Origin of the sequence: Scopulibacillus darangshiensis (assembly GCF_004341035.1) — a bacterium.
Classification (GTDB): Bacteria; Bacillota; Bacilli; order Bacillales; family Sporolactobacillaceae; genus Scopulibacillus; species Scopulibacillus darangshiensis.
Window position 1 is genome coordinate 1 of record NZ_SLXK01000027.1, and the last position, 22,563, is coordinate 22,563.

General features: G+C 42.2%; 20 protein-coding genes, 1 pseudogene and 3 riboswitches. Of the genes and pseudogenes, 18 read left to right on the forward strand and 3 right to left on the reverse strand.

What is annotated here, in order from left to right:
- Positions 1-106: 106 nt before the first annotated feature.
- Positions 107-346 (forward strand): annotated as a pseudogene (locus tag EV207_RS15825) (restriction endonuclease); the annotation flags it as partial.
- 379 nt (positions 347-725) lie between these two features.
- On the opposite strand, the gene EV207_RS15830 reads toward EV207_RS15825, so the two are convergent.
- Positions 726-2,033 (reverse strand): FIMAH domain-containing protein, encoded by a 1,308-nt coding sequence (locus EV207_RS15830; protein WP_165886970.1) that lies wholly within the window; start codon positions 2,031-2,033, stop codon positions 726-728.
- Positions 2,034-2,662: 629 nt separating this feature from the next.
- Here EV207_RS15830 and EV207_RS15835 point away from each other — a divergent pair.
- On the forward strand, positions 2,663-3,481 hold the full coding sequence (locus EV207_RS15835; RefSeq protein ID WP_132747134.1) for an HAD-IIA family hydrolase: 819 nt from the start codon (positions 2,663-2,665) through the stop codon (positions 3,479-3,481).
- Here EV207_RS15835 and EV207_RS15840 read toward each other — a convergent pair.
- Positions 3,471-4,094, reverse strand: a complete 624-nt coding sequence (locus EV207_RS15840) for a glycerol-3-phosphate responsive antiterminator (RefSeq protein WP_132747135.1) — start codon at positions 4,092-4,094, stop codon at positions 3,471-3,473. The genes EV207_RS15835 and EV207_RS15840 overlap by 11 nt on opposite strands.
- A gap of 349 nt (positions 4,095-4,443) precedes the next feature.
- Between EV207_RS15840 and EV207_RS15845 the strand changes: the two genes are divergently transcribed.
- From EV207_RS15845 to EV207_RS15895, 11 genes are all read left to right on the forward strand, one after another.
- Complete coding sequence (locus EV207_RS15845) at positions 4,444-5,376, forward strand: carbohydrate ABC transporter permease (protein WP_132747136.1); 933 nt, start codon at positions 4,444-4,446, stop codon at positions 5,374-5,376.
- Positions 5,373-6,188, forward strand: coding sequence for a carbohydrate ABC transporter permease (locus EV207_RS15850; RefSeq protein ID WP_132747137.1), 816 nt, complete (start codon positions 5,373-5,375; stop codon positions 6,186-6,188). Before EV207_RS15845 ends, EV207_RS15850 begins: the two co-directional genes overlap by 4 nt.
- A 23-nt stretch (positions 6,189-6,211) precedes the next feature.
- Positions 6,212-7,540 (forward strand): ABC transporter substrate-binding protein, encoded by a 1,329-nt coding sequence (locus EV207_RS15855; RefSeq protein WP_132747138.1) that lies wholly within the window; start codon positions 6,212-6,214, stop codon positions 7,538-7,540.
- 41 nt (positions 7,541-7,581) lie between these two features.
- A complete protein-coding gene (locus EV207_RS15860) occupies positions 7,582-8,301 on the forward strand; it encodes a glycerophosphodiester phosphodiesterase (protein ID WP_165886971.1) in 720 nt (239 codons plus the stop codon).
- A 476-nt stretch (positions 8,302-8,777) separates the two neighbouring features.
- Positions 8,778-9,218, forward strand: coding sequence for a hut operon transcriptional regulator HutP (gene hutP / locus EV207_RS15865; RefSeq protein WP_132747140.1), 441 nt, complete (start codon positions 8,778-8,780; stop codon positions 9,216-9,218).
- A gap of 219 nt (positions 9,219-9,437) precedes the next feature.
- Positions 9,438-10,385, forward strand: a complete 948-nt coding sequence (locus EV207_RS15870; RefSeq protein WP_132747181.1) for an AAA family ATPase — start codon at positions 9,438-9,440, stop codon at positions 10,383-10,385.
- Positions 10,382-11,617 carry a DUF58 domain-containing protein gene (locus EV207_RS15875; protein WP_132747141.1) on the forward strand — a complete coding sequence of 412 codons (1,236 nt, stop codon included), beginning with the start codon at positions 10,382-10,384 and terminating at the stop codon, positions 11,615-11,617. Before EV207_RS15870 ends, EV207_RS15875 begins: the two co-directional genes overlap by 4 nt.
- Complete coding sequence (locus tag EV207_RS15880; protein ID WP_132747142.1) at positions 11,604-13,808, forward strand: DUF4129 domain-containing transglutaminase family protein; 2,205 nt, start codon at positions 11,604-11,606, stop codon at positions 13,806-13,808. The genes EV207_RS15875 and EV207_RS15880 overlap by 14 nt, the downstream gene beginning before the upstream one ends.
- A gap of 32 nt (positions 13,809-13,840) precedes the next feature.
- A riboswitch (purine riboswitch) is annotated at positions 13,841-13,942 on the forward strand.
- Positions 13,943-14,030: 88 nt separating this feature from the next.
- Positions 14,031-15,566 (forward strand): glutamine-hydrolyzing GMP synthase, encoded by a 1,536-nt coding sequence (gene guaA / locus EV207_RS15885; protein WP_132747143.1) that lies wholly within the window; start codon positions 14,031-14,033, stop codon positions 15,564-15,566.
- Positions 15,567-15,652: 86 nt separating this feature from the next.
- Positions 15,653-15,754, forward strand: a riboswitch (purine riboswitch).
- Positions 15,755-15,941: 187 nt separating this feature from the next.
- Complete coding sequence (locus EV207_RS15890) at positions 15,942-17,255, forward strand: NCS2 family permease (RefSeq protein WP_132747144.1); 1,314 nt, start codon at positions 15,942-15,944, stop codon at positions 17,253-17,255.
- A 470-nt stretch (positions 17,256-17,725) separates the two neighbouring features.
- Positions 17,726-18,004, forward strand: a complete 279-nt coding sequence (locus tag EV207_RS15895; protein ID WP_132747145.1) for a hypothetical protein — start codon at positions 17,726-17,728, stop codon at positions 18,002-18,004.
- Here EV207_RS15895 and EV207_RS15900 read toward each other — a convergent pair.
- Positions 18,001-18,423 carry an Hsp20/alpha crystallin family protein gene (locus EV207_RS15900; RefSeq protein ID WP_165886972.1) on the reverse strand — a complete coding sequence of 141 codons (423 nt, stop codon included), beginning with the start codon at positions 18,421-18,423 and terminating at the stop codon, positions 18,001-18,003. The genes EV207_RS15895 and EV207_RS15900 overlap by 4 nt on opposite strands.
- A 122-nt stretch (positions 18,424-18,545) precedes the next feature.
- Between EV207_RS15900 and EV207_RS15905 the strand changes: the two genes are divergently transcribed.
- The 5 genes from EV207_RS15905 to purB all read left to right on the forward strand — a co-directional run bounded on the left by EV207_RS15905 (position 18,546) and on the right by purB (position 22,549).
- Positions 18,546-19,085 (forward strand): DUF2179 domain-containing protein, encoded by a 540-nt coding sequence (locus EV207_RS15905; RefSeq protein ID WP_132747147.1) that lies wholly within the window; start codon positions 18,546-18,548, stop codon positions 19,083-19,085.
- On the forward strand, positions 19,082-19,276 hold the full coding sequence (locus EV207_RS15910; RefSeq protein WP_132747148.1) for an NETI motif-containing protein: 195 nt from the start codon (positions 19,082-19,084) through the stop codon (positions 19,274-19,276). Before EV207_RS15905 ends, EV207_RS15910 begins: the two co-directional genes overlap by 4 nt.
- Positions 19,277-19,351: 75 nt before the next feature.
- A riboswitch (purine riboswitch) is annotated at positions 19,352-19,453 on the forward strand.
- A gap of 170 nt (positions 19,454-19,623) precedes the next feature.
- Complete coding sequence (gene purE, locus EV207_RS15915; protein WP_132747149.1) at positions 19,624-20,106, forward strand: 5-(carboxyamino)imidazole ribonucleotide mutase; 483 nt, start codon at positions 19,624-19,626, stop codon at positions 20,104-20,106.
- Positions 20,103-21,254, forward strand: a complete 1,152-nt coding sequence (gene purK, locus EV207_RS15920; RefSeq protein ID WP_132747150.1) for a 5-(carboxyamino)imidazole ribonucleotide synthase — start codon at positions 20,103-20,105, stop codon at positions 21,252-21,254. The genes purE and purK overlap by 4 nt, the downstream gene beginning before the upstream one ends.
- Positions 21,251-22,549, forward strand: a complete 1,299-nt coding sequence (purB, locus tag EV207_RS15925) for an adenylosuccinate lyase (protein ID WP_132747151.1) — start codon at positions 21,251-21,253, stop codon at positions 22,547-22,549. Before purK ends, purB begins: the two co-directional genes overlap by 4 nt.
- Positions 22,550-22,563 lie beyond the last annotated feature (14 nt).

Genomic DNA, 22,563 nt, shown 5'->3' on the forward strand with positions numbered 1-22,563 from the left:
CTTTTTTCATTTATTTGATGCGTAATAGTATGACGAAATCGCTTGATGGGTAAGCATTTCTGTCTTATTGAGGATTTTCTATGAATAATCTAGGACCAATGTTGTTGGTGTTTCAGCTGTGCGAGACCTATATGGAACTGTACTTAATGAAGGTGCCACTAAAGGAATCTTAGTTTCAACCGCTGATTATGGACCAGATGCTTATAGTTTTGCTAAAGATAAACCGATCACACTTTTGAATGGAAATAACCTTTTACATTTACTGCAGAAACATGGTCATAAAGCAAAAATCGATTTGAAATTGGCCAAAAAAGAATTACTAGAGAGGGCAAAGGACGAAAATTAGATTGTTTTAACGCACCTCAACATAAGCATATTGTTAGGATTTCTATCGGACTGTCGTTCCGCTATTTGTGACAAAATGCTATATTTTATGAGCGTATAGGACTGTGGTTCCGTTATTCGGGGAGTCAAGAGGTCATTTGAGTAGAATTTGGGCAAATAGCGGAATCCGAGTCCTATAATTTCAGGAAAGTGGCACTTTTTATAGAAAAAGCGGAATCTGAGTCCTATAAATGAATGAGTGAAGCTTTCATCGAGTTTGTAAGTTCATTATCATTAGCATTTGCTATGACAATGAAAATTCAATGGAGAAGTCAAATGCAATCGATCGTCCATTAATAAATCCCGAAGCAGCAACTCCAGCTTCGGGATTGTCCAATCTATTACTTAACCTTCCAAATATCCAGCAAATCATTGACCTGCCCACTCAATGCATCCTTAGCATCAGAGGTAATATACTCTTGCATGGCTTTGTTGTTCACGGCCTCTAAGAAATCCTCCAGATGGCTGACAGCATGGTCAGTCGAACCGGCCTCAAGCTGGTGTTCGGCTTGCTGTAATTTGTTCATTAGTTGCCCCTTGAGCGGGTCTTTTAAGTCGCCGGATGCACCATAGCTCTCAGTCAATTCACGAACCTTGGCTAACTTTTGTTCTTTGTCTTTGAACATATTAAGAATCTGCATCCTATCAAGGGCGTAGCTGCCGTTGAGATATTTTTCGGCGCCGGATTCAAATATAACGTACAGTTCCCCGCCCTGTTCCCTCATTCCGCCGGATAACGGTGTCATCGTTAAAGAATCCTTATAGGTTTGGCTGTCGAGAAACCAAACGGGTACGGAATTGCCGCTTAGATCTATGGTTTTATGTGGATTCTCGCTTAGCGGATTTTTATAAAACCAAAGGTAGCTTTTATTAAATCGTCCATAGGATTCACTTAAGACAAGTTCATTGTCCAAGAAGCCCATACCTTGAATTTTGTCCGGAATTGATAAGACCAAATCCGGGACGATTGAGCCATCGGGGTTCTTGGGTTTACCTTCAGGAATAAGCTCCCGCTTCTCATCCAAACGATAACCGGCCACCCATCCCGTATAAAGCTCGTTGTCCCGATTCACAATATGATGACTTTCCTTTGTCGGGTATTTGTCGCCATTGGCAAAATCCCCGACCCAAAGGACACCGTTCTTATAATCAACAAAAGAGGCCCTGGAATCTACGTGAAAATGACCTTCAAAAGATATGAGCTTTTTGTTGCTATGAATAATATCTGCTAGCTTTATATAATTCACTTCGCTTCCTGAAGCAATCCACAGATGCCTTTTACTGACTGTGGCGACACCGCCGGAATGTAAGACGTAAGGCGTGCCATCTTCATTTTCCAATTGAAAAGACTTAATAAGCAATCCTGTTTTGGCATCGACGATCGTGATCATGCTCGATAAGTCGCCGTCCCGGTAGTTGGAAATCACGAACCAGTCTTTCGACTCAATGTAATCCACGTCCTGTGGAACTAGACCCTGTTTCAAACCCGGAACGATTGGTCCTTCTTTCTTCAAATCAAAAAATCTTTGATAGTCATCCGACCACACCGCATTGCCTTGCACTTCTTCTTGCGTAATCCCATTGTCATCTGCTTGTCCACCGCTTTTCGCATCTGCATGTTTGGTAAACGACAATGTCCCGATTAACATAACACAACAAAAATAAGCAACGGCCTTCCTTATCGACTTTGCCCCTGATAAATAAATGATCTTTCGCCTCCTTAGAGATTAAGACATGAAAAAAACCACACAAAGTTCCCGTAAGAGGAATTTGTGTGGATCTCCGTGTCTCCATATCCAGTAATATGTAATTAACTCTATTAAAGCAGGATAGAAAATGGTTGTCAATATATTTTTAAAATTAAAAAAGGTTAGGCACCCTATTCACTCAAATATTTACATTCACAATTAAAAAGCTTATGATATAATAAAAAGTGTGAAAATTCATATTAAGGTCTGAGACGAAGAGAGGCCGCAGTATCCCCTTTAAAAAGGGATGTCTGCGGCCTTTTTGTTTTAAACAATGAAATAAAAGGTTTGAGTCCAGAGAAGCCATTACCAAAACCATCATATGATGGTCATTAAGTGATGGCTTTTTTACGTGTGAAAAAAGAATTAGAGCTGTAAGGGTTTTGTCTGGCTTCAGCGCTTAGCCCCTCGAGTCACTTCGGTCCCCTGCGGCGGCGACAGCCTCCTCGGAGGCCCTCCAGTGCTTTTCGGGGCTGACCAAGGCGCTTACGCCTTTCTTATAAAAAGCGGATATTAAAGGATGTGTGGGAATGGTGGAAGACCGAAATTTAGCGTTCATTTTTGATCTGGATGGGACATTATATTTGGGTGATGAGATCTTGCCGGGAGCAAAGGAGACCCTGATATGGGTCCGGCAATTGGGTGCCAAGGTCCGGTTTGTGACAAACAATCCAAGATACGGCCGTGATACGTATTCAAAAAAGCTGATGAGGCTCGGTATCCCGGCATTGGTTGACGAGGTGGTCACCTCTGCGCAGCTAACGGCTGATTATTTAAAAGCCAATCAGGAATTTGGGAAAATATTCATTATAGGCGAGGACCAGTTAAGGTACGAATTATTGTCGGCGGGGCTAGACATCACGAACAGCCCGAATGCGGACACGGTTCTAGTCAGCTTTGATACAACATTAACGTATGAAAAGATCATGACGGGCTATCAAGCATTAAAAAATGGGGCGAGATTCATTGCAACAAATCCTGATCCCGTCTGCCCGAGTCCAGATGGAGGGCTCGTTGATGCTGGAGCAATTATTGCGGCCTTAGAAGCAGCTACTGGCAGGGAAATTGAAGTGATCGTTGGCAAACCATCGAAACTCCTCGGCCTATGGCTGTCCGACCAGTTAAAGACACCCCCGAAGAACTGCATTGTTGTAGGGGACCGCTTAAATACAGATGTTCGATTGGGGAAACAGGCGGGCATGATCACCGCCTGGATTAATCCGACAAATGAAAAATGTATTGATGCAGAGCTGAAGCCGGACATAATATTGGCATCCATTGCAGAGCTTCCGGATGCCTTGTCTCAATTTTTTAAACAAGGCAATGGAAAAAGAGGCCTCACGTATTAAAGGCCTCTTGTGTTTCAGCATTTTTAAGTTTTTGCTTAATTTTTGATGAAAGATGCCATAGTTCGGTGCTGCTTCCAGAAACACCTTTAGCGCCATTTTTTAAAATGTATAAGGACTCATCCTCCGTGTTGATAAGTCCCCCGGCGATTACAATTTGCTTAATATTATTTTTAAGTTGGCCGCGAATGTGGGGGACCGCGATGCCAGGCAGGATTTCAACAGCATCAGGATTCGATTCACGGACAGATTTGAACCCTTGTTCAATTGAAGCGGAATCGAGAATAAACACACGTTGTATGGTAAGTAACCGGTATCGTTTGGCGGCGGGAATGAGGTTCATATGTGTCGTCACTATTCCGTCGATGCCAACATGTTCTGCGAGATATCGAATACTTGAAGCATCTTTTTTTAACCCTTTCATAAGGTCGATATGTACAAAAATCAATTTATCGGTTTCTTTAATGCGTTTAACAATCTGGTTTAAAGTACAAATATCCGCATGAATAAGAATGATAATACTGCTTTCCGCAACCAAGGCTTTTTCCAGATCATCTTGATCAGTTAAAGAGACAATAATTGGATGCCTTGATAAAGCGTATTCAAGAGTGTCCATAGTCCTTACCCCTCAATTGATGGATTTTTCCTTAGTTAATCAGAAAGTATAAACTTTCTGACGCACATAAGTGCAACTAAGCCTCTGGCTACGCCATTTTAAAGGCTCGCCAATCGGCAAGTTTTCTTTATAATAACACAGAAGTACGCAGGCCGTATACACTCAGTGTTGCCAGTTTAAAAACAATTTAGAAAAAACAGATTCCTATATTGACAAAATATTTCCTATTTGATTTAATAAATATAAGTTAATAAAACGGATGGAGACATGAGATCCACACTAGCTTTCCGTATAGGAGGAGCTGTGTGGATTTTTTGCTTTTGAAAATCTTCGAAAGGGGGCGCGTGTTGTGGAAATAGAAAGAGATACGAATCATTCAATCATTTATTCTAAAAAGGCCCGGAAAAAGGAGGAGCGAAAGTTATTAGGCATTGGTTTAATTTACTTGCTTCCTGCTCTAATTCTGTTAATTGTCTTTTTATTTTATCCCATTTTGAAAACGGTTTATTTTAGTTTCTTTGTCGTTAAAGGCGGCGGCACAACAGAAGGATTTGTGGGTTTTCAACATTATAAGGATTTGATTATGTCACCGGAATTTAGAAAAAGCATGGCAGCCACATTTTTATTTATTATTTACACCGTTCCCGCGGAGATTATTATTTCTCTTTTTCTAGCCATGATAGCCAGTGAGAAATTAAAAGGCATCGGTTTTTTTCGAACGATTTTCTCGTCAACCTTGGCGGTATCCGTCGCGGCAGGTGCATCAATCTTTCTTTTCTTTTTTGATCCGTCAGTTGGCATCCTTAATCATTTTCTAGGTCTTATAGGGCTGTCAGGTGTTGAATGGCTGACGTCACCAACATGGGCGCTGGTTTCAGTAGCCCTAACAACTGTCTGGATGCATATTGGCATTAACTTTATCTTGCTGCTTGGCGGGTTGCAGAACGTATCAGAAGAATTGTATGAGAGTGCAAAGATCGATGGTGCGGGGTATTTTCAGCGCTTGTTTAAAATAACATTGCCGATGCTTTCGCCAACTCTTTTCTTCGTTCTGATTATAGGTATGATAAGTTCCTTCCAAACATTTGGACAGATAGACATCCTAACCGGAGGGGGGCCGGCTAATTCTACCAATCTCATTGTTTATTCGATTTATAAAGAAGCATTTGCCTATAATAATTACGGCTTTGCCAGTGCTCAAGCGATTGTCCTATTTTTAATTATTCTTATTGTGACTGGACTGCAGTTTCGAATCGGGGAAAAGAAGGTGCATTACCAATGATACTGATAAGGAAAACGCTTTTTTATGTGCTGCTTATTTTGTCGGCCTTGGTTCTCTTTTTTCCGATTTTGTATGCTGTTTCGGCAAGTTTTATGTCACCGGCAGAAATTTTCGGAGGGAAGGTCCTGCCCTCTTCATTTAGCTTTGATGCTTTTAAAGAAGTCATGCAAAGCATTCCCTTGCTTCATTTTATCTTGGTGAGTTTTTGGATGTCCTTTTCAATCATGATTGGGCAATTAATTGTTTGCAGTCTCGCTGCCTATGCTTTCGTTTTTATTCCATTTAAGGGAAGGAACATGATCTTCTATTTATTTTTATCAACGATGCTTATTCCGTGGGAAGCAACCATCATTCCTAACTATTTGACGATTCTTCACCTGGATTGGGTAAATACGATCCAAGGGCTAGTCTCACCGCATATCGCTTTGCCGTTCGGGATTTTTCTGCTCAGGACGCAGTTCCTCACTATTCCTAAGGAGTTATGGGAATCGGCAAAAATGGATGGCTGCTCAAGGATCCGATTCTATTGGTCTTTTGCATTGCCCCTTTCAAAATCATCATTAAGTGCACTTGGAATCTATGGCTTTTTGAAAGCTTGGAATGAATACCTATGGCCGCTTCTTGTAACCAATGACAATAGTTTGCGACCAGTGCAAATCGGATTAAAAATGCTTATTTCTCAGGAAAATTCAACGGCTTGGAACCAGGTTATGGCTGCTGTAGTCATTATTTTATTGCCTACATTGCTATTATTGTTTATCGGCATTAAATACATTCGCAAAGGCTTAACTGCAGGAGCCTTAAAAGGCTAAAAAAAATAAAAGGGGCGGGTAAAATGAAAAGAACGATCAGTATCTTCGCTTCACTGTTGTTAGTTGTCGTATTGGGGCTTTCAGGGTGCAGTAATGATCAGCATAGTTCAGGTAAAGCAAACAGCGGCAAAACAGAAATTGCTTTCTGGCATTCAATTAGTGGTGATAATGGCAAAGCATTGGAAAAAATCGTTGAGGCATTTAATAAACAATCTAAAGATGTTCACGTCAAACCAGTTTACCAAGGAAGCTATACCGACCTATTGAACAAGATACAAGCAGCCGGCGGCGGTGGCTCTAATGAAATGCCTGCTGTCATGAACACCTACGGACCGGCAACGAATTATGTAGCAAACAGTGACTTTATTACGCCGATGTACCAGTTTATCAAAAAGGATAACTTTGATATATCAAAAATTGTAAAGAATGTATCCGCGCACTATGAGGTGAATGGCAAACTCTATTCCATGCCATTTAGCGCTTCAAATGCGGTGATGTTTTATAATAAAGACATGTTCAAGAAGGCAGGGCTTGACCCAAATGATCCGCCAAACACATATAGTGAAATAAAAAAGGCTGCGGAAAAGCTGACGGTAAAAAAAGACGGCAAAACAATGACCTATGGATTTTCAATGGCAACAATCGGATGGTTTTTCGAAGAATTATTAGCCAATCAAAATGCTTTATATGTTAACAATGAAAATGGGCGAAGCGGTAAGCCAACGAAAGCATTGGTGAACGAAGAGCCTGGCCTTAAGGCATTTAAATGGCTAAACGACATGAATAAGGAAGGTGTTTTTAAAAACTATGGCCGCAAATACGATGCGCCTAGAGCAGCTTTTTATTCAGGACAATTGGCAATGTTTGTGGACTCTTCTGCTAACACAAGACAGAATATCAAAAACGCCCCGTTTGAGGTAGGTGCAGCCTATTACCCAGCGGCTGATGATGCCCCTCCCCATGGTTCCACAGTTGGAGGGAACCAAAATTGGATAACCAATAAGGTTTCCAAAAAGAAACAAGAGGCGGCATGGGAATTTGTAAAGTATCTCGTTAAACCCGAAGTTCAAGCTGAATGGGATGCAGCAACAGGCTATTTCCCGGTAACAACCGATGCAACTCATGTTGATGAACTGAAGAATGTCTACCAAAAGTATCCGCAAATGAAGGTTGCTGTCGATCAGCTTAATGACACAAAATTAGGGCCGGCCACGGAAGGACCGCTAATGGATATTTATGAGGAATCAAGAGGCATTATTGAGGATGCGCTGGAAAAAATGTATCAAGGGACAGCACCGCAAAAAGCGCTCGATGATGCAGCCAAACGAATTGATCAAGCGCTAAAAAAATAAAAAAGTATTTTTAAAACATTATTAGCAGAGGGAGTTTTATCTTGACTATCTATTTTGCCCATAGAGGTTCAGTGACTGAAGCACCGGAAAACACGTTATCATCCTTTCAAAAAGCGTTAACGCACGGAGCAAAGTTCTTAGAGCTTGATGTTCAATTAACAAAAGATAATGAACTGATTGTGTGCCATGATCAAAGACTAGACCGTGTTGCTAAAAATAAGAAAGGGTTAATTAAAGATTTTACACTGGCTGAAATTAAGGAGATTGATGTCGGGTCTTCATTTTCAAAGGAATACGAAGGTGAACCCTTAGCGACACTTAGTGAAATTCTAGATATTTGTCCTTCTGAGGTTTTCCTAAATATTGAAATTAAAAATATCCCCATCGTTTATGAAGGGATAGAAAAACGGGTTTTAGACTGTGTCGGTCATCACAGGACGACGGACCAATTTATGGTTTCTTCATTTGATCATTTGGCACTAAAAAGAGTCGAAGTATTGGATCCATCAGTTAAATTGGGATTGTTGTCAATGGACCGATTAATTGAGCCGTGGCATTATGCCGAGAACTGTGGGTTGAATATATATAGCCTCCATCCCCGGCATGTTTTTGTTGATAAAGAATATATAAGGGAAAGCCATGCGGCGGGATATAAAGTATATCCTTGGACAGTGGATAAATTCGATGAATTGGATCGTTTATTAAAATTGGATGTGGACGGGGTTATCACTAACAATCCTGAAATGTTTGGGTCTAAATAAGGGAATGCATCAAATGATACCGTATCGGCAATCATTAACAGGTATACTTCGATTAAATTTAATTAGATCATAAAAGCGGGCTTATTGGAAAGGGGAGTGATTTGGCAATTATTTAACTTCGGATTAAGCAATACAAAAATTAACCAGTTGACAGTCTGTCTGCAATAATTTACAATCAATTTAATGTTTTTAGTATAATTCAAAAGTATATCGGTAGTAGTTATAAGACATTAGTAAATACCAGTTAAACCTATGGTTACTAGGTAATTGAATATCACTTAGCTCAAAGTAGCAAGTTAATAGGGAGCGGTGTAGTGCAGGAAAATGTGCTATATTGCCCCTTTTTTGCATTTTTTGGGAAGGGTGCACTTCAAAGTGAATGAAATATTGAATCCAGGCAGTTTGGATGCAATGATGTACATGGTATTATTAGATGATGTCTTATATCTTCTGCTAGAAAAGAGAGTGGTTATATTATGCCATTAGATCGAAATCAATTAATTGGTAAAGAGGCCATCTTGCTTCTTTTACAGGATAAGGATCAATTACCGGAAAGACTGAGACAACTTAATTGGAAATTCTGCAAGGGAAAAGTCGGAGCGATGGATGGGAAAAAGGTTGTGGCCGCAGTTGAGACAGCTGCAAAAAATCAAGGTATTGTAAAACCCGATCTTTACCGGGAAACACACGCCTTGTATCATGCCATCCTTGAGGCAGTAAGCGGTGTTACACGCGGGAGCAACCAGATTGGCACTTTGCTTCGAACCGTTGGACTGCAATTCGTGATCGTGCGCGGCAACCCTTATCAAGATAAGGCAGAGGGTGAATGGCTTGCTGTCGTCCTCTATGGAACCATCGGCGCTCCAGTTAAGGGCTTGGAGCACGAAGCGATCGGACTTGGAATTAATCACATATAATCAGGACGCAAAAATCCCAAGGCGCGCATAAACCATAGGTGCATAAATTAAAGTGACTCCATCTTTTATTAGATGGAGTCACTTTTACATATTCCCTTCAAATCCCCCCATACTGAAAGCGTTTTATAGTATAATTATAGTTGAAAGAGTATCAGAATTTTCTACCATATAAAGATATGCATCTTGGGGGGGAAGCAATTGACCATACAATATGATTCTATGAATCAGGTTATTGACAGGGTAATAGAAAATGTAGAGAAAGTGCTGGTGGGCAAAAGGCATACTGCTGAGCTTGCTATTGTCGCCTTGCTGGCAAATGGGCATGTGTTATTGGAAGATGTGCCGGGGGTTGGGAAAACCATGCTCGTTCGTGCCATTGCGAAATCGCTTGGAGCTGAGTTCAAAAGAATCCAGTTCACACCTGATTTGTTGCCTTCCGATTTGACAGGTATGTCAATATATAACCAAAAAGAGATGAATTTCGAATTCCGTCCGGGACCGCTGCTGGCAAACATTGTGCTGGCTGATGAAATAAATCGGACATCCCCCAAAACCCAAGCTGCATTGCTGGAAGGGATGGAAGAAGGCAGTGTGACGGTTGACGGCGAGACCCGCGTTCTGCCGAGACCTTTCTTTGTCATGGCAACCCAGAACCCAATTGAATATGAGGGGACATTTCCACTTCCGGAGGCCCAGCTTGACCGATTCATTATGAAGATTTCAATGGGCTACCCGACAAGGAGTGAAGAAGTGGAAGTGTTAAACAGGATGATTACAAGCCAGCCTATCGAGGACATTAAACCGGTTATTACCATCGAGGAAGTCCTTCAGTTACAAGAAAAAACAAAAGAGGTTCATGTTGAAGATAGCATTAAGGAGTATATTGTAGAAATCATTACAAGAACGAGGCATCATCATGATATCTACCTTGGTGTCAGCCCGCGGGGGTCTTTAGCTCTTTTAAAAGCGTGCCAAGCCTATGCCTTGATTAATGAAAGAGATTACGTCATTCCGGATGATGTCAAGCATCTGGCGCCGTATGTCCTTGGCCATCGGCTGATTCTAAAGCCGGAAGCCAAATTTACAAATGTTGAGGTCGGAGAAGTTATCGCTGATGTCATCAAGCGGGTGAAAGTGCCGATCTTCAAAAGGGGCGGGACCGCATGAAAAGACTGCTAAAAGGAAGAACGGTAATAGGAGTCATTTGGACTTTGGTTCTTTTTATCATTGCTTTTATGTATGCGATGTTCCAAGGAGGCTTTGTCAGCTGGTTTGTTTTTTACAGCTTCTTGCCAATCCTCTTTTACGCTCTTATTATAAACTTCTATTCTTTAAAAGACTTTAAGGCCGAAAGAGAAATTGTCAATCAATCCCTTCAGGCTGAAGATACGCTTCAGGTTAAAATCACTTTGACAAGAAAATGGCGGGTGCCGCTTTTTTACCTTATTGTTGAAGACCATTTACCCGACAAGCTGCTCAAAAATCAAAGTGGAAAAACAAAGGGATTATTCTCTGTTAACTTTCGCAAAAAGATCGTTTTAACTTATGACATTACATCATTGCCCCGAGGGGAATATCGGTTGAATGAGATTGTTTTAAAGTCGGGGGATATTTTTGGCTTTATTCAAAAGAAAATATCTTTGGAGCTTGAAGATACCATTATTGTCTATCCTAGAATCCGCCCTTTGCCTCATTGGTTTCCGGCCGATCACTCAGCAGGCGGCCATCATCGCTCAAAAAAGCAATTTGAGCATGATTTAACCGCCATTTCAAGTGTACGGGACTATAAGCCTGGAGATCGCTTAAGCTGGTTGGATTGGAAAACGACAGCAAGGACAAACAAACTGGTAACGAAGCAATTTGAATTTCCACTGAACCGTGATGTGATGGTTGTGCTGGACCGGACCCGGCGGAGCCCTTCTGTGTCTGAACAATGTTTTGAACGATCTGTTTCTTTAGCCGCATCATTTATCCAACGATCCCTGCATGTCGGTTCAGCGGCGGGACTGATCTCGGTCGGCGAAAGGCACACCTTTTTTCCATTAGAGGAAAGTGACCAGCGGCCTTGGCAAATTCAGCGGCATCTAGCCCGAACCAATATGGAAGGACATTTACACCCCGCCCCAACTATACAAGCTTATTTAAAAAGAATCCCCTACCAGACCACCCTTTTATTTGTCAGTCAGACCATTGATGATCAGCTTGTTGCCTTATTTTCAGAATGTGCTTATCGGGGGATAACTGTCCGGCATTATCTTGTTGGCAATCATGAAAGACTCTCTAACGAACAGCAATGGCTGCTGCAATCTCTTCCAGGTATGGGTATCGGTTCGTATCTGATAGATAGCGGTCATTTTGATGAATTATTGAGGGCAGGTGGACGCCGTGCGACAAGTTAAATCCAAATATTATTCGCTGCTTCTGTACCTGCTCGGGTTCATGCTGTTTTGGGAATGGCTCCGGCCTATATCAGAAATAGCCCATGTTAATGACACGTATCTGTTTCTTTTTTTCACGGCCTTTTGTTTTATCTTATCTTATATGAGATGGCCTTTATGGCTGACTTTCCCTATGAAGTTTGTTGCAATGCTGTTTTGTCTTCATACGTTATTTTTTATTAACAGCTCTATTATAAATGTCGAGTGGCTCATTTATGTGGTTGAAGACACTATTAAGAACATCTCCTTTATGTTTTACGGTAATTGGGAAGGACTCAGCGATCTTTTCAGGACGTTTCTCTTCTTCGTCCTGCTATGGCTTGTAAGCTTTCTCATGCATCATTGGCTAATCCAAACCCGAAGATTGTTCCTATTCTTCTTTATCACCGTTTTCTACTTGGCGGTAATTGATACCTTCACACTTTATCACGCTGATCAGGCCATCGTCCGGACGATTGTCATTGGGCTCGTGCTTCTCGGTTTGCTGCGGATCGCCAGCATCCAGGAGAGGGAAAATGTAACGTTCGAAAGAGGCAGGCTGCCTATTTCGTTATTTGTCACTTTGGCGGTCACAATCCTTTTGGCATCCGTCGTCGGCTATGCGGCTCCCAAGACTGGACCGCAATGGCCTGACCCAGTTCCTTTTATCAAAAAAGCTGCAAATGGCTATGGAGACAAAGAAGAAGGGGGCGGCCAAGGCGTACAAACGATCGGTTATGATGAGGACGATACCCATCTTGGAGGACCCTTTCAGATGGATGATACGCCGATTTTCGATACGATAACGAAGGAATCAACATACTGGCGGGTTGAATCGAAGAGCGTCTATACGGGAAAAGGGTGGGAGTCTGCGGAAGACGACAAAATTAATATGGACAAAACACCATATAACCGTATGTATGCTGCTTTGGATTTATACGGAAAAGGCGTAAAGACAAAGGATGTTAAAGCCGATATTTCATTTAAAGGAGAAAGTTTTCCGCAGCTGCTCTATGACGGTGAATTAGAAAAGGTGACAGGAATCGGCGGGAAGCTAATATTGAATCAAATAACAGGGAAAATAGAACCGATGAAGGTCAGCCGCCATATCACACCAAAAAATTATACACTCACTTATCAATATCCAACCTTTTCTGTCGGAAAGTTAAAGAGCATCACTGATGACAGCCATGATCCTGATTCTGTAAAAGAGCGGTATCTTCAGCTGCCGAAGTCGTTGCCGGAGAGGGTCAACAGGCTGGCATTAGACATCACAAAGGGAGAGACAAACCGTTATGCTAAGGCTAATAGCATTGCTGACTATTTCGCCACTGGGGATTATGAATATAATACTAAAGATGTGGCTGTTCCAAAAGGCGGGCAAGATTATGTTGACCAATTCTTGTTTGAATCAAAGCGGGGATACTGCGACAACTTTTCATCTTCAATGGTCGTCATGCTAAGGACGCTCGGCATTCCGGCAAGGTGGGTTAAGGGTTTTACACAAGGTGAATATAAGGATGCCACCGAGGACGGCCGTTTCAAGTTTGAAATCAAAAATTCTGATGCACACTCCTGGGTTGAAGCCTATTTTCCTGGAAGCGGCTGGGTGCCTTTTGAACCGACGAAAGGATTTAATAACATTTATTCCTTCGATCACAATTCAGACACAGACGCCTCCAAAGCATCGGCTGCTGTGAAAGGAGAGCCGAAGTCAAAGCCTGAGCCAAAGAAGGAACAACCGGTGAATAAGGAAACGGATCATAACAGCAGCACGTTGTCACTAAAGGATCAGTCGCTTAAAGCGATTGTTTTAGCCTGTATTGCTTTTACTGCAGCTATCCTTATAATTGCGGCGGTTTTTTACAAAACACGGAAAAAGTGGCTGCCGAAAGTTATTTTACGGCGGTATCGTTATAGGAAAGACAAAGACGCTTTTGAAAAGGCCTATGTGAGTTTGATGAAGCTGCTTAATATCTATGGCATCAAGAAAGAAGATAATCAGACACTTAGAGAATACGCTTATGTTGTGGATCGGAAACTAGATACAAGAAATATGCGTGACCTTACACTAGATTTTGAAAGGCAGCTATATGGCAATCAACAGACAAAAGGGCAATGGCTGCAATCGAAAGAATTATGGGAAAATATAATTAAAAAATTACAAGCTTGAAGAACGCTTCCGACATTGGTAGAATGGTTCCATGCAAAAAAGTATAATTCCTTCATATATGCTTAAGAATAAGGCTTAGGCGTTTCTACAAGGGCACCGTAAATGCCCCCGCTATGAAGGTAGCGATCTTCTTCTTATGTTGTTCAAACAAGAACTAGATTTCTGCCTTCATTGCAGAGTCTAGTTTTTTTACGATAAATATTTAATATTCGGGGTGACGTTATGGAGCAGCAAGATATGATTATCGTTATTGACTTTGGCGGTCAATATAACCAGCTTATTGCACGAAGAATCCGTGATTTTGGCGTTTACAGTGAATTATTGCCGAACACGATGACAGCTAAAGAAATTGCGGAGAAAAAACCAAAGGGTATTATTTTTTCTGGCGGACCAAACAGCGTTTATGGCGAAAATGCCCCTACGTGCGATCCCGCCCTTTTTGACTTGAACGTCCCAATTCTAGGGATTTGCTATGGCATGCAGCTTATGAGCGCACATTTTGGCGCTAAGGTCTCACGGGCTAATCATCGTGAATATGGCAAGGCTATGATCGACGTTGATCCGAACAGTGTATTCTATAAGGACCAGCCCGAGAAGCAGTCTGTATGGATGAGTCACGGTGATTTAGTTGAAGCTCCCCCTGAAGGCTTCGAGGTCGATGCTAAGAGCATATCTTGCCCAGTGGCAGCTATGAGTGATGCGTCCCGAGGGCTATACGGTGTTCAATACCATCCAGAGGTCCGTCATAGTGAATACGGGAATGACTTCTTGAAAAACTTTGTTTTTAATGTATGCCATGCAGATGCGACATGGACGATGGAACACTTTATCGATGAAAAGGTTGAAGAGATTCGGCAAATTGTCGGAGACCGCAAAGTATTGTGCGCACTCAGCGGCGGTGTGGATTCTTCCGTTGCAGCGGCATTGGTGCATAAGGCGATTGGCGATCAATTGTATTGTGTATTTGTTGACCATGGCCTCTTGCGAAAAGGAGAAGCTGATGGGGTTACGGAGACATTTAGTAAAGATTTCCACATGAACTTTATAAAAGTTGATGCGAAGGACCGTTTCCTCACCAAGCTGGAAGGTGTCAGCGATCCAGAAAAGAAACGAAAAATCATCGGTAATGAATTTATTTATGTATTCGAGGAAGAAGCAGGCAAGCTAAAAGATATCTCATATCTTGTTCAAGGCACGTTATATACGGATATTGTGGAAAGCGGCACACACTCAGCTCAAACAATCAAGTCACACCACAATGTGGGCGGGCTGCCTGAACGAATGATGTTTGATTTGATTGAGCCGTTAAATACATTGTTCAAAGATGAAGTACGCCTATTAGGTTCCGAACTTGGTCTTCCAGATGACATTGTTTGGCGTCAGCCGTTCCCAGGTCCTGGGCTTGGGATTAGGGTTTTGGGCAGCATTACAGAAGAAAAGCTGAAGATTGTTCGTGAATCAGATGCGATTCTCCGCGAAGAAATTGCTGAAGCTGGTCTTGATCGAGACATTTGGCAATATTTCACCGTTCTTCCGGATATCCGAAGCGTTGGTGTTATGGGTGATGCAAGGACTTACGATTACTGTATCGCCATTCGTGCGGTGACATCCATCGATGGCATGACATCAGACTGGGCCCGGATACCATGGGATGTATTGGAGAAAATTTCGACGAGAATTGTAAACCAAGTGGATCACATCAATCGTGTCGTTTATGACGTAACATCTAAGCCGCCGTCAACAATCGAATGGGAATAATCTCGAACGATTTACTCTAAATTCACCTTATTGTTCGGTTTCTCGTTGACTGGTCCAATGGGCCTTGGTATAATGAACGAGAAGCAATAATGTTATGGTTATTGTTTCGTATAATCTTGGGAATAGGGCCCGGGAGTTTCTACGAAGTCACCGTAAATGACTTTACTACGAAAGCGGCAGTCGTGTTCACAACAATTGCCGGATCCTTTTGTTGTTTAGGAAGCTCCAGGTCATAGACCTGGAGCTTTTTTGATGCGTTAATCAGAAAGTATAACTTTCTGACGCACATAAGTGCAACTACGCCTCTGTCTTCGCCAAAGGCTTGCCAATTGGCGAGTTTTCTTTAAAGAATCGATTTTCTAAGGGGGAAGGACCTTGAATAATAATTGGCTTGCCCGCTACTTTCGTTTTTCCGAGTTAAATACGACGATGCCGCGAGAGGTCATTGCAGGCTTGACTACATTTTTGTCAATGGCTTACATTCTTTTTGTTAACCCGGTTGTTCTTTCGGAAGCGGGAATGGACAAGGGTGCTGTTTTTACGGCAACTGCTTTGTCTGCAGCTTTTGGAACGCTCGTCATGGGGATATTAGCAAGATATCCTATAGCTCTTGCACCCGGAATGGGGTTGAATGCCTTTTTTACTTATTCTGTTGTCATTGGCATGGGTATTTCTTGGCAAACAGCTTTAGCCGGTGTTTTCATTGCAGGTGTTATCTTTTTAATTATTACTGTCTTTCGCATTCGTGAAATCATTATCAACGCGATCCCGCCGGAACTAAAGTTCGCGACGGCGAGCGGGATTGGTCTTTATATTGCTTTTATAGGATTTAAGAATTCCGGTATTATTGTGTCAAACCAGGATACTTTTGTAGCTTTAGGCGATTTGACTGATCCAGGGACACTCCTTGCTGTTATTGGGGTCGTTATAACTGTCATTCTTATGGTGAGACAGGTCAAAGGTGCTATTTTTTATGGAATGATCATTACCGCCATAGTTGGTATGGTGTTTGGCGAAATTCCGCTGCCAAATCAAATTATTTCAACCGCACCAAGCCTGGCGCCGACGTTCGGCGTCGCTATCACACACTTATCGGATATCAATAGCATTGATTTAATTATCGTAGTATTAACCTTTTTATTTGTGGCTTTCTTTGATACAGCCGGAACACTGATGGCTGTAGCGACACAAGCGAAATTAATTGTAAATAATAAGCTGCCGCGGATTGGACGGGCATTAATGGCGGATTCCTCTTCCATGGTCGTTGGTTCAGTGCTTGGTACATCACCAACAACAGCGTATATTGAATCATCAGCTGGTGTTGCTGCTGGTGGGCGTTCAGGATTTTCATCTGTTGTTATCGCGATTTTATTTTTGTTTGGATTATTGTTTTCGCCGCTTCTTGTTGTCGTGACATCTTCCGTTACAGCTCCGGCTTTGATTATCGTTGGTGTACTAATGGCATCATCACTTGGAAACATCAAATGGCAAGAATTTGAGACGGCGGTCCCGGCCTTTTTAACCATATTAACGATGCCGCTCACTTACAGCATCTCAACTGGTATCGCCATGGGATTCGTCTTTTACCCTATTACAATGCTTGTTAAAGGACGAGGCAAAGAACTTCACCCAATCATGTATTTTCTGTTCTTCATCTTCCTTATATACTTTATTTTCTTATCAAGATGACGTTAAAAAACCTTCCGCGAAAGCGAGAAGGTCTTTTTATTGACAGAAGCCTATTGTCCGTAACTTTTTACTTAAATAGGGAGTTATTGATGATCTTAAGAAATTGTAAAAATTGGGGGCCGGACTATCCGACATTAACCCATATTGGTTAGGATTTTTATCGGACGTCGTTCCTCTATTTGTGACGAAAAGCTATATTTTATGAGCGTACCGGACTGTGATTCCGTTATTCGGTCGTTCAATAGGTTATTTGAGTGAATTTTGGGCAAATAACGGAATCTGAGTCCTATAAAGAATGAGTGAAACATTTATTGCGGTTTGTAAGTTTGCTCGAGCTCTTTTCCATTTGCTATGACTAGATTTTCTTATCAACCGGACCTTTTGCTTAAAAGAGCCTTCTTAAAAAACATAATCATGCCGAAATAAGGTCATACTTAGAATAAATAATTGAGCTTAAGGACGTGTTAAAAATGGTCGCCTTATTTATTTCCATTATTTTTTGGCTAATCGGTCTTGTTATCATATTTTCGGGACGGCTGGTAATCAACAGAATACACAAAATGGATCATGAACTGGAGAAAAAGGCGAAAGCTCTTAAATTTAAGGATAATTCCGCAAGCATGGCCGCGACCATCGAAGATAAGGCGCTAGACATGGTGCCGTGGTATTTGGTGCGACTTTCTGCGACAATTATAGGGATGATTTTTATTGTGTTTGGATTTGTAGCGCTCGGTTTTATGTTCGATTAATCGTCCTCGTCCATGACAACAACCTCACTGACTTCCCTGTCTTGAAGACGCTGCAACACCAGTGTCAGCAACCCCTTTTTGTAAGATGCATCTGAAGGAACCTGGTGAACGGGATAGGGAAGCTCAATAGACCGCTCGAATCGTCCGTTTGAAAATTCCTCATGCACGGGCTGGTAACCGCTGATTTCGCTATTAATAACGCCCCTTAAAGTGATGGATTGATGATTGACATAGATATGGACATCTTCCTTTTTTTCCAAACCAGGCAAGGCGATCAAACATAACAAATAGTTTTGCGATTCATAAACATTCACTAAGGGCCATTCCTTCATAAAAACATCCTGAAAGTCCTGCCAAAATTCCTTGCCTAAAAATCCGCTGACCGACTTTTTCCAATCCTGAAATTTCGTTTCTTTCAAGCTGCACACCTCCATTTAGTATTTTATGGGCAAATATCCAATACTGTGTCTTTATTGCGGAAAAAAATCTGTGATATGATGTAAAATATGGTCCCTACTTAGAATGCAGAGGAGGATGCCCGATGTTAAGCAACACTTTTGCCATGGTTGCCATTATTTTCGTTATTAATATTGTCTATGTATCGTTTAATACGATTCGGATGATCCTTACGTTGAAGGGTTATCGGTATTATGCGGCATCGTTAAGTATGGTAGAAGTCCTTGTATATGTCCTTGGATTGGGTCTTGTCATTAACAACCTTGACCAAATACAAAATCTCATTGCTTACGCATTAGGTTATGGGTCAGGTGTCATCATTGGAATGAAGATCGAAGAGAAGCTTGCTCTAGGCTACATTACGGTAAATGTTATTACGGCAGAACTTGAGAAAGATTTACCGAATTATTTGCGAAATCGCGGGTATGGCGTCACGCATTGGACGGCACATGGCAGAAAGGGAGAGCGATTAATGATGGAGATTTTAACACCAAGACGCAATGAATTTGATTTAATCGATGCTGTTAAATCATATGATCCCGTTGCTTTTATCGTTTCGCAAGAGCCAAAATCCTTCCGCGGCGGTTTCTGGGTAAAATCAATCAGAAAGAGTATGAGACCATGACTAAACCAAGAAAAAAGAAATTTATTGTTGATATAAATGGTTCGATTGAAGCGTGTCTTAATCAAATGGAGGAAGAAGGTTATTTACCCGTCCGGCGGATTGAAAAGCCGGTTTTTAAGGAAAGCAAAAAAGGGCCGGAGTTAATCGGGCAGCATATCATTTTTGAAGGGTTGCTAAAAGGCGAACATTAGAGTGGATATTACTGGTTAATGTTCGATAATTATATTGACATCAGCGGAATCCAGCTGTTATGATGATAATGTCATAAGGAAAAGGAAATTATACCTCATATATCATTGGGAATACGGCCCAACAGTTTCTACCCGGCAACCGTAAATTGCTGGACTATGGGGAAAGTTGAAGCGTTCTGCAGATCGTATATTAAGTGAAAAGGCTTGCCCGATTAAAGAATCTTCAATTCAAAGGGTATCATGCTTTTTTTCACTATGCGATTTCTAGTCCAGGCGGTTCGCTTTCTCATTCAGAGAAACGGCCGATCTGGATTTTTCTATGTCTAAATTTAAGAGGTGGTCACAAAGTGGTACCGTCAGTTGGAATTATAATGGGAAGCAAATCAGATTGGGAGACGATGAAGCATGCTTGTGAGGCGTTGGATCAGTTAGACATCGCCTACGAGAAGAATATTGTATCGGCTCACAGGACACCTGATCTCATGTTTAAATATGCCGAAACAGCAAGAGAACGAGGGCTTAAGGTTATTATTGCCGGAGCGGGCGGGGCTGCACATTTACCTGGAATGGTTGCTGCCAAAACAACTTTGCCGGTAATCGGCGTACCGGTCCAGTCCAAAGCCTTAAATGGCTTAGACTCCCTGCTTTCAATCGTTCAGATGCCCGCGGGGATCCCGGTAGCGACAGTTGCGATTGGCAAAGCTGGGGCAACAAACGCCGGGCTCTTGGCGGGTCAAATGCTGTCCGCATTTGACCCGGCAATAAAGGATCGGATGGAAGCGTACAGAACGGCATTAAGTCAGAAAGTAAAGGAAAGTGATTTAGATTGAAAAAACACATTTTACCTGGTGAAACAATTGGTATTCTCGGCGGTGGGCAGTTAGGTCGGATGATGGCGATATCAGCCAAAGAAATGGGATTTCGTGTTGCCGTTCTTGACCCAAAGGCAGACAATCCATGCGCACAGGTTTCCGATCATGCGATTTTAACGGATTACGATGACCCGAACGGCGCCAAACAATTGGCGGATGAGACTAGTGTGATTACTTATGAATTTGAAAATGTTGACCTGGGAACGGTTGGTTATCTTGAAAAGCATGCTTTTTTGCCTCAGGGCGGAGAGCTTTTGAAGATGACTAAAGATAGGATAAATGAAAAAAATACAATTAGCAGCCACGATATTGCCGTCGCGCCTTATCATCCTGTCAAAAGCCTTAATGATCTAGAGGAGGCTTACGCAGAAATCGGCCTTCCGGCAGTTCTGAAAACATGTCAGGGCGGTTACGATGGAAAAGGCCAGTATGTGTTGAGGACAGAAGCCGATCTGGATGACGTCAGACCGCTGCTTAATGGGGATACGCCATTTGTGTTTGAAAAGTGGCTGACCTTTGAAAAAGAAATCTCAGTTATTGTAACGAGAAGCACTCAAGGGGAGACAGCTGTTTTCCCGGTTGCTGAAAATATTCATAGAAACAATATCCTCCATCATACCATCGTTCCGGCAAGGATATCTGATACTGTTCAGAAAAAGGCTGAAGCATTGGCCGTTAAGCTTGCTGAAAAGATCGATTTGATCGGGACGCTGGCCGTTGAAATGTTTTTAACACAGGACGGAAGTATATATGTGAATGAATGTGCGCCAAGGCCGCATAATTCAGGTCACTTTTCGATAAATGCATGCATCACATCACAATTTAGACAGCACATTCGGGCGATTTGCGGTTGGCCGCTGGGAAGCACAGCATTGCTTAAGCCGGTGATTATGGTTAATATTCTTGGTCAGCACTTGCAGCCGGTGCTTGACGTCATCGATCAATTCGCCGATGTTCACCTCCACCTTTATGGTAAAGACGAGGCGAAAACGGATCGGAAAATGGGCCACGTCACGATTTTGGCCGACACCGTAGACGAAGCGATAGAAAAAGCTGAATCATTAGGCGTATGGAAAATAAAAGACAGGGTGGAGATTTCGAAATGATTGAACGTTATACAAGACCGGAAATGGGTGCGATTTGGACAGAAGAAAATAAATTCAATGCGTGGCTTGAGGTTGAAATTCAAGCTTGTGCCGCATGGTCCGAACTGGGTGTTATTCCTAAAGAGGATGTCGAACAGCTTAGAGAAAAAGCGTCATTTAATATTGAACGGATCCGTGAGATTGAACAGGAAACAAGACATGATGTTGTTGCTTTTACAAGAAACGTATCTGAGTCGCTCGGCGAGGAAAAGAAATGGGTCCACTATGGTTTAACGTCTACGGATGTTGTTGATACAGCGCAAAGTTATCAGCTTAAGCAAGCGAATGATATTTTGCTTAAAGATATTGAGCGCATGATTGAAGTGATTAAGAAAAAGGCACAAGAACACAAAACCACTATCATGATGGGAAGAACTCATGGCGTTCACGCCGAGCCGACGACGTTCGGACTGAAAATGGCGCTGTGGTATGAAGAAATGAAGCGCAACCTTGAACGCTTCAAGCAAGCAGCTGAAGGGATCCGTTACGGGAAGCTGTCCGGAGCGGTCGGCACCTATGCCAACATTGATCCATTCGTTGAAAAATATGTTTGTGAGAACATGGGGCTTAAGCCTGCACCGATTTCAACGCAAACATTGCAGCGTGACCGCCACGCCCACTACCTTTCAACTCTGGCCCTTGTAGCGACATCGATCGAAAAATTTGCTGTCGAGGTGCGCGGCTTACAAAAGTCAGAAACTCGCGAAGTTGAGGAATACTTTGCTAAAGGGCAAAAAGGGTCATCCGCGATGCCTCACAAACGCAATCCAATCGGATCGGAAAATATGACCGGCATGGCTAGAGTAATCAGGGGCTATATGATGACTGCCTATGAAAATGTGCCTTTATGGCATGAGCGTGATATCTCCCACTCTTCGGCGGAGCGCGTTATTTTACCTGACGCAACGATCGCCCTTGACTACATGCTTAACCGTTTTGCAAATATTTTAGAGAAGCTTACAGTCTTCCCGGAAAATATGAAACGGAACATGCAGAGAACATTCGGCTTGATCTTCTCCCAACGCCTGTTGCTCACCCTTGTTGATAAAGGCCTTAGCAGAGAAGAAGCTTACGATATTGTTCAGCCAAATGCCATGAAGGCCTGGGAGACGGAAACACCTTTTAAATCACTTGTTGAAAAAGAAGACCGCATCACTAAGAACTTGACACAAAGCGAAATCGACGAATGCTTTGATGAAACCTATCATCTTAAGAATGTGGATGCGATTTTTGACCGGCTTGGTTTAAATAACTAATTCTAAAGGGGACG

Coding starts and splice junctions, on each gene's coding strand:
- EV207_RS15830 (WP_165886970.1), bottom strand. CDS start 2,033: ATGTTAATCGGGACATTGTCGTTTACCAAACATGCAGATGCGAAAAGC.
- EV207_RS15835 (WP_132747134.1), top strand. CDS start 2,663: ATGGTGGAAGACCGAAATTTAGCGTTCATTTTTGATCTGGATGGGACA.
- EV207_RS15840 (WP_132747135.1), bottom strand. CDS start 4,094: ATGGACACTCTTGAATACGCTTTATCAAGGCATCCAATTATTGTCTCT.
- EV207_RS15850 (WP_132747137.1), top strand. CDS start 5,373: ATGATACTGATAAGGAAAACGCTTTTTTATGTGCTGCTTATTTTGTCG.
- EV207_RS15855 (WP_132747138.1), top strand. CDS start 6,212: ATGAAAAGAACGATCAGTATCTTCGCTTCACTGTTGTTAGTTGTCGTA.
- hutP (WP_132747140.1), top strand. CDS start 8,778: ATGCCATTAGATCGAAATCAATTAATTGGTAAAGAGGCCATCTTGCTT.
- EV207_RS15870 (WP_132747181.1), top strand. CDS start 9,438: ATGAATCAGGTTATTGACAGGGTAATAGAAAATGTAGAGAAAGTGCTG.
- EV207_RS15875 (WP_132747141.1), top strand. CDS start 10,382: ATGAAAAGACTGCTAAAAGGAAGAACGGTAATAGGAGTCATTTGGACT.
- guaA (WP_132747143.1), top strand. CDS start 14,031: ATGGAGCAGCAAGATATGATTATCGTTATTGACTTTGGCGGTCAATAT.
- EV207_RS15895 (WP_132747145.1), top strand. CDS start 17,726: ATGGTCGCCTTATTTATTTCCATTATTTTTTGGCTAATCGGTCTTGTT.
- EV207_RS15905 (WP_132747147.1), top strand. CDS start 18,546: ATGTTAAGCAACACTTTTGCCATGGTTGCCATTATTTTCGTTATTAAT.
- EV207_RS15910 (WP_132747148.1), top strand. CDS start 19,082: ATGACTAAACCAAGAAAAAAGAAATTTATTGTTGATATAAATGGTTCG.
- purB (WP_132747151.1), top strand. CDS start 21,251: ATGATTGAACGTTATACAAGACCGGAAATGGGTGCGATTTGGACAGAA.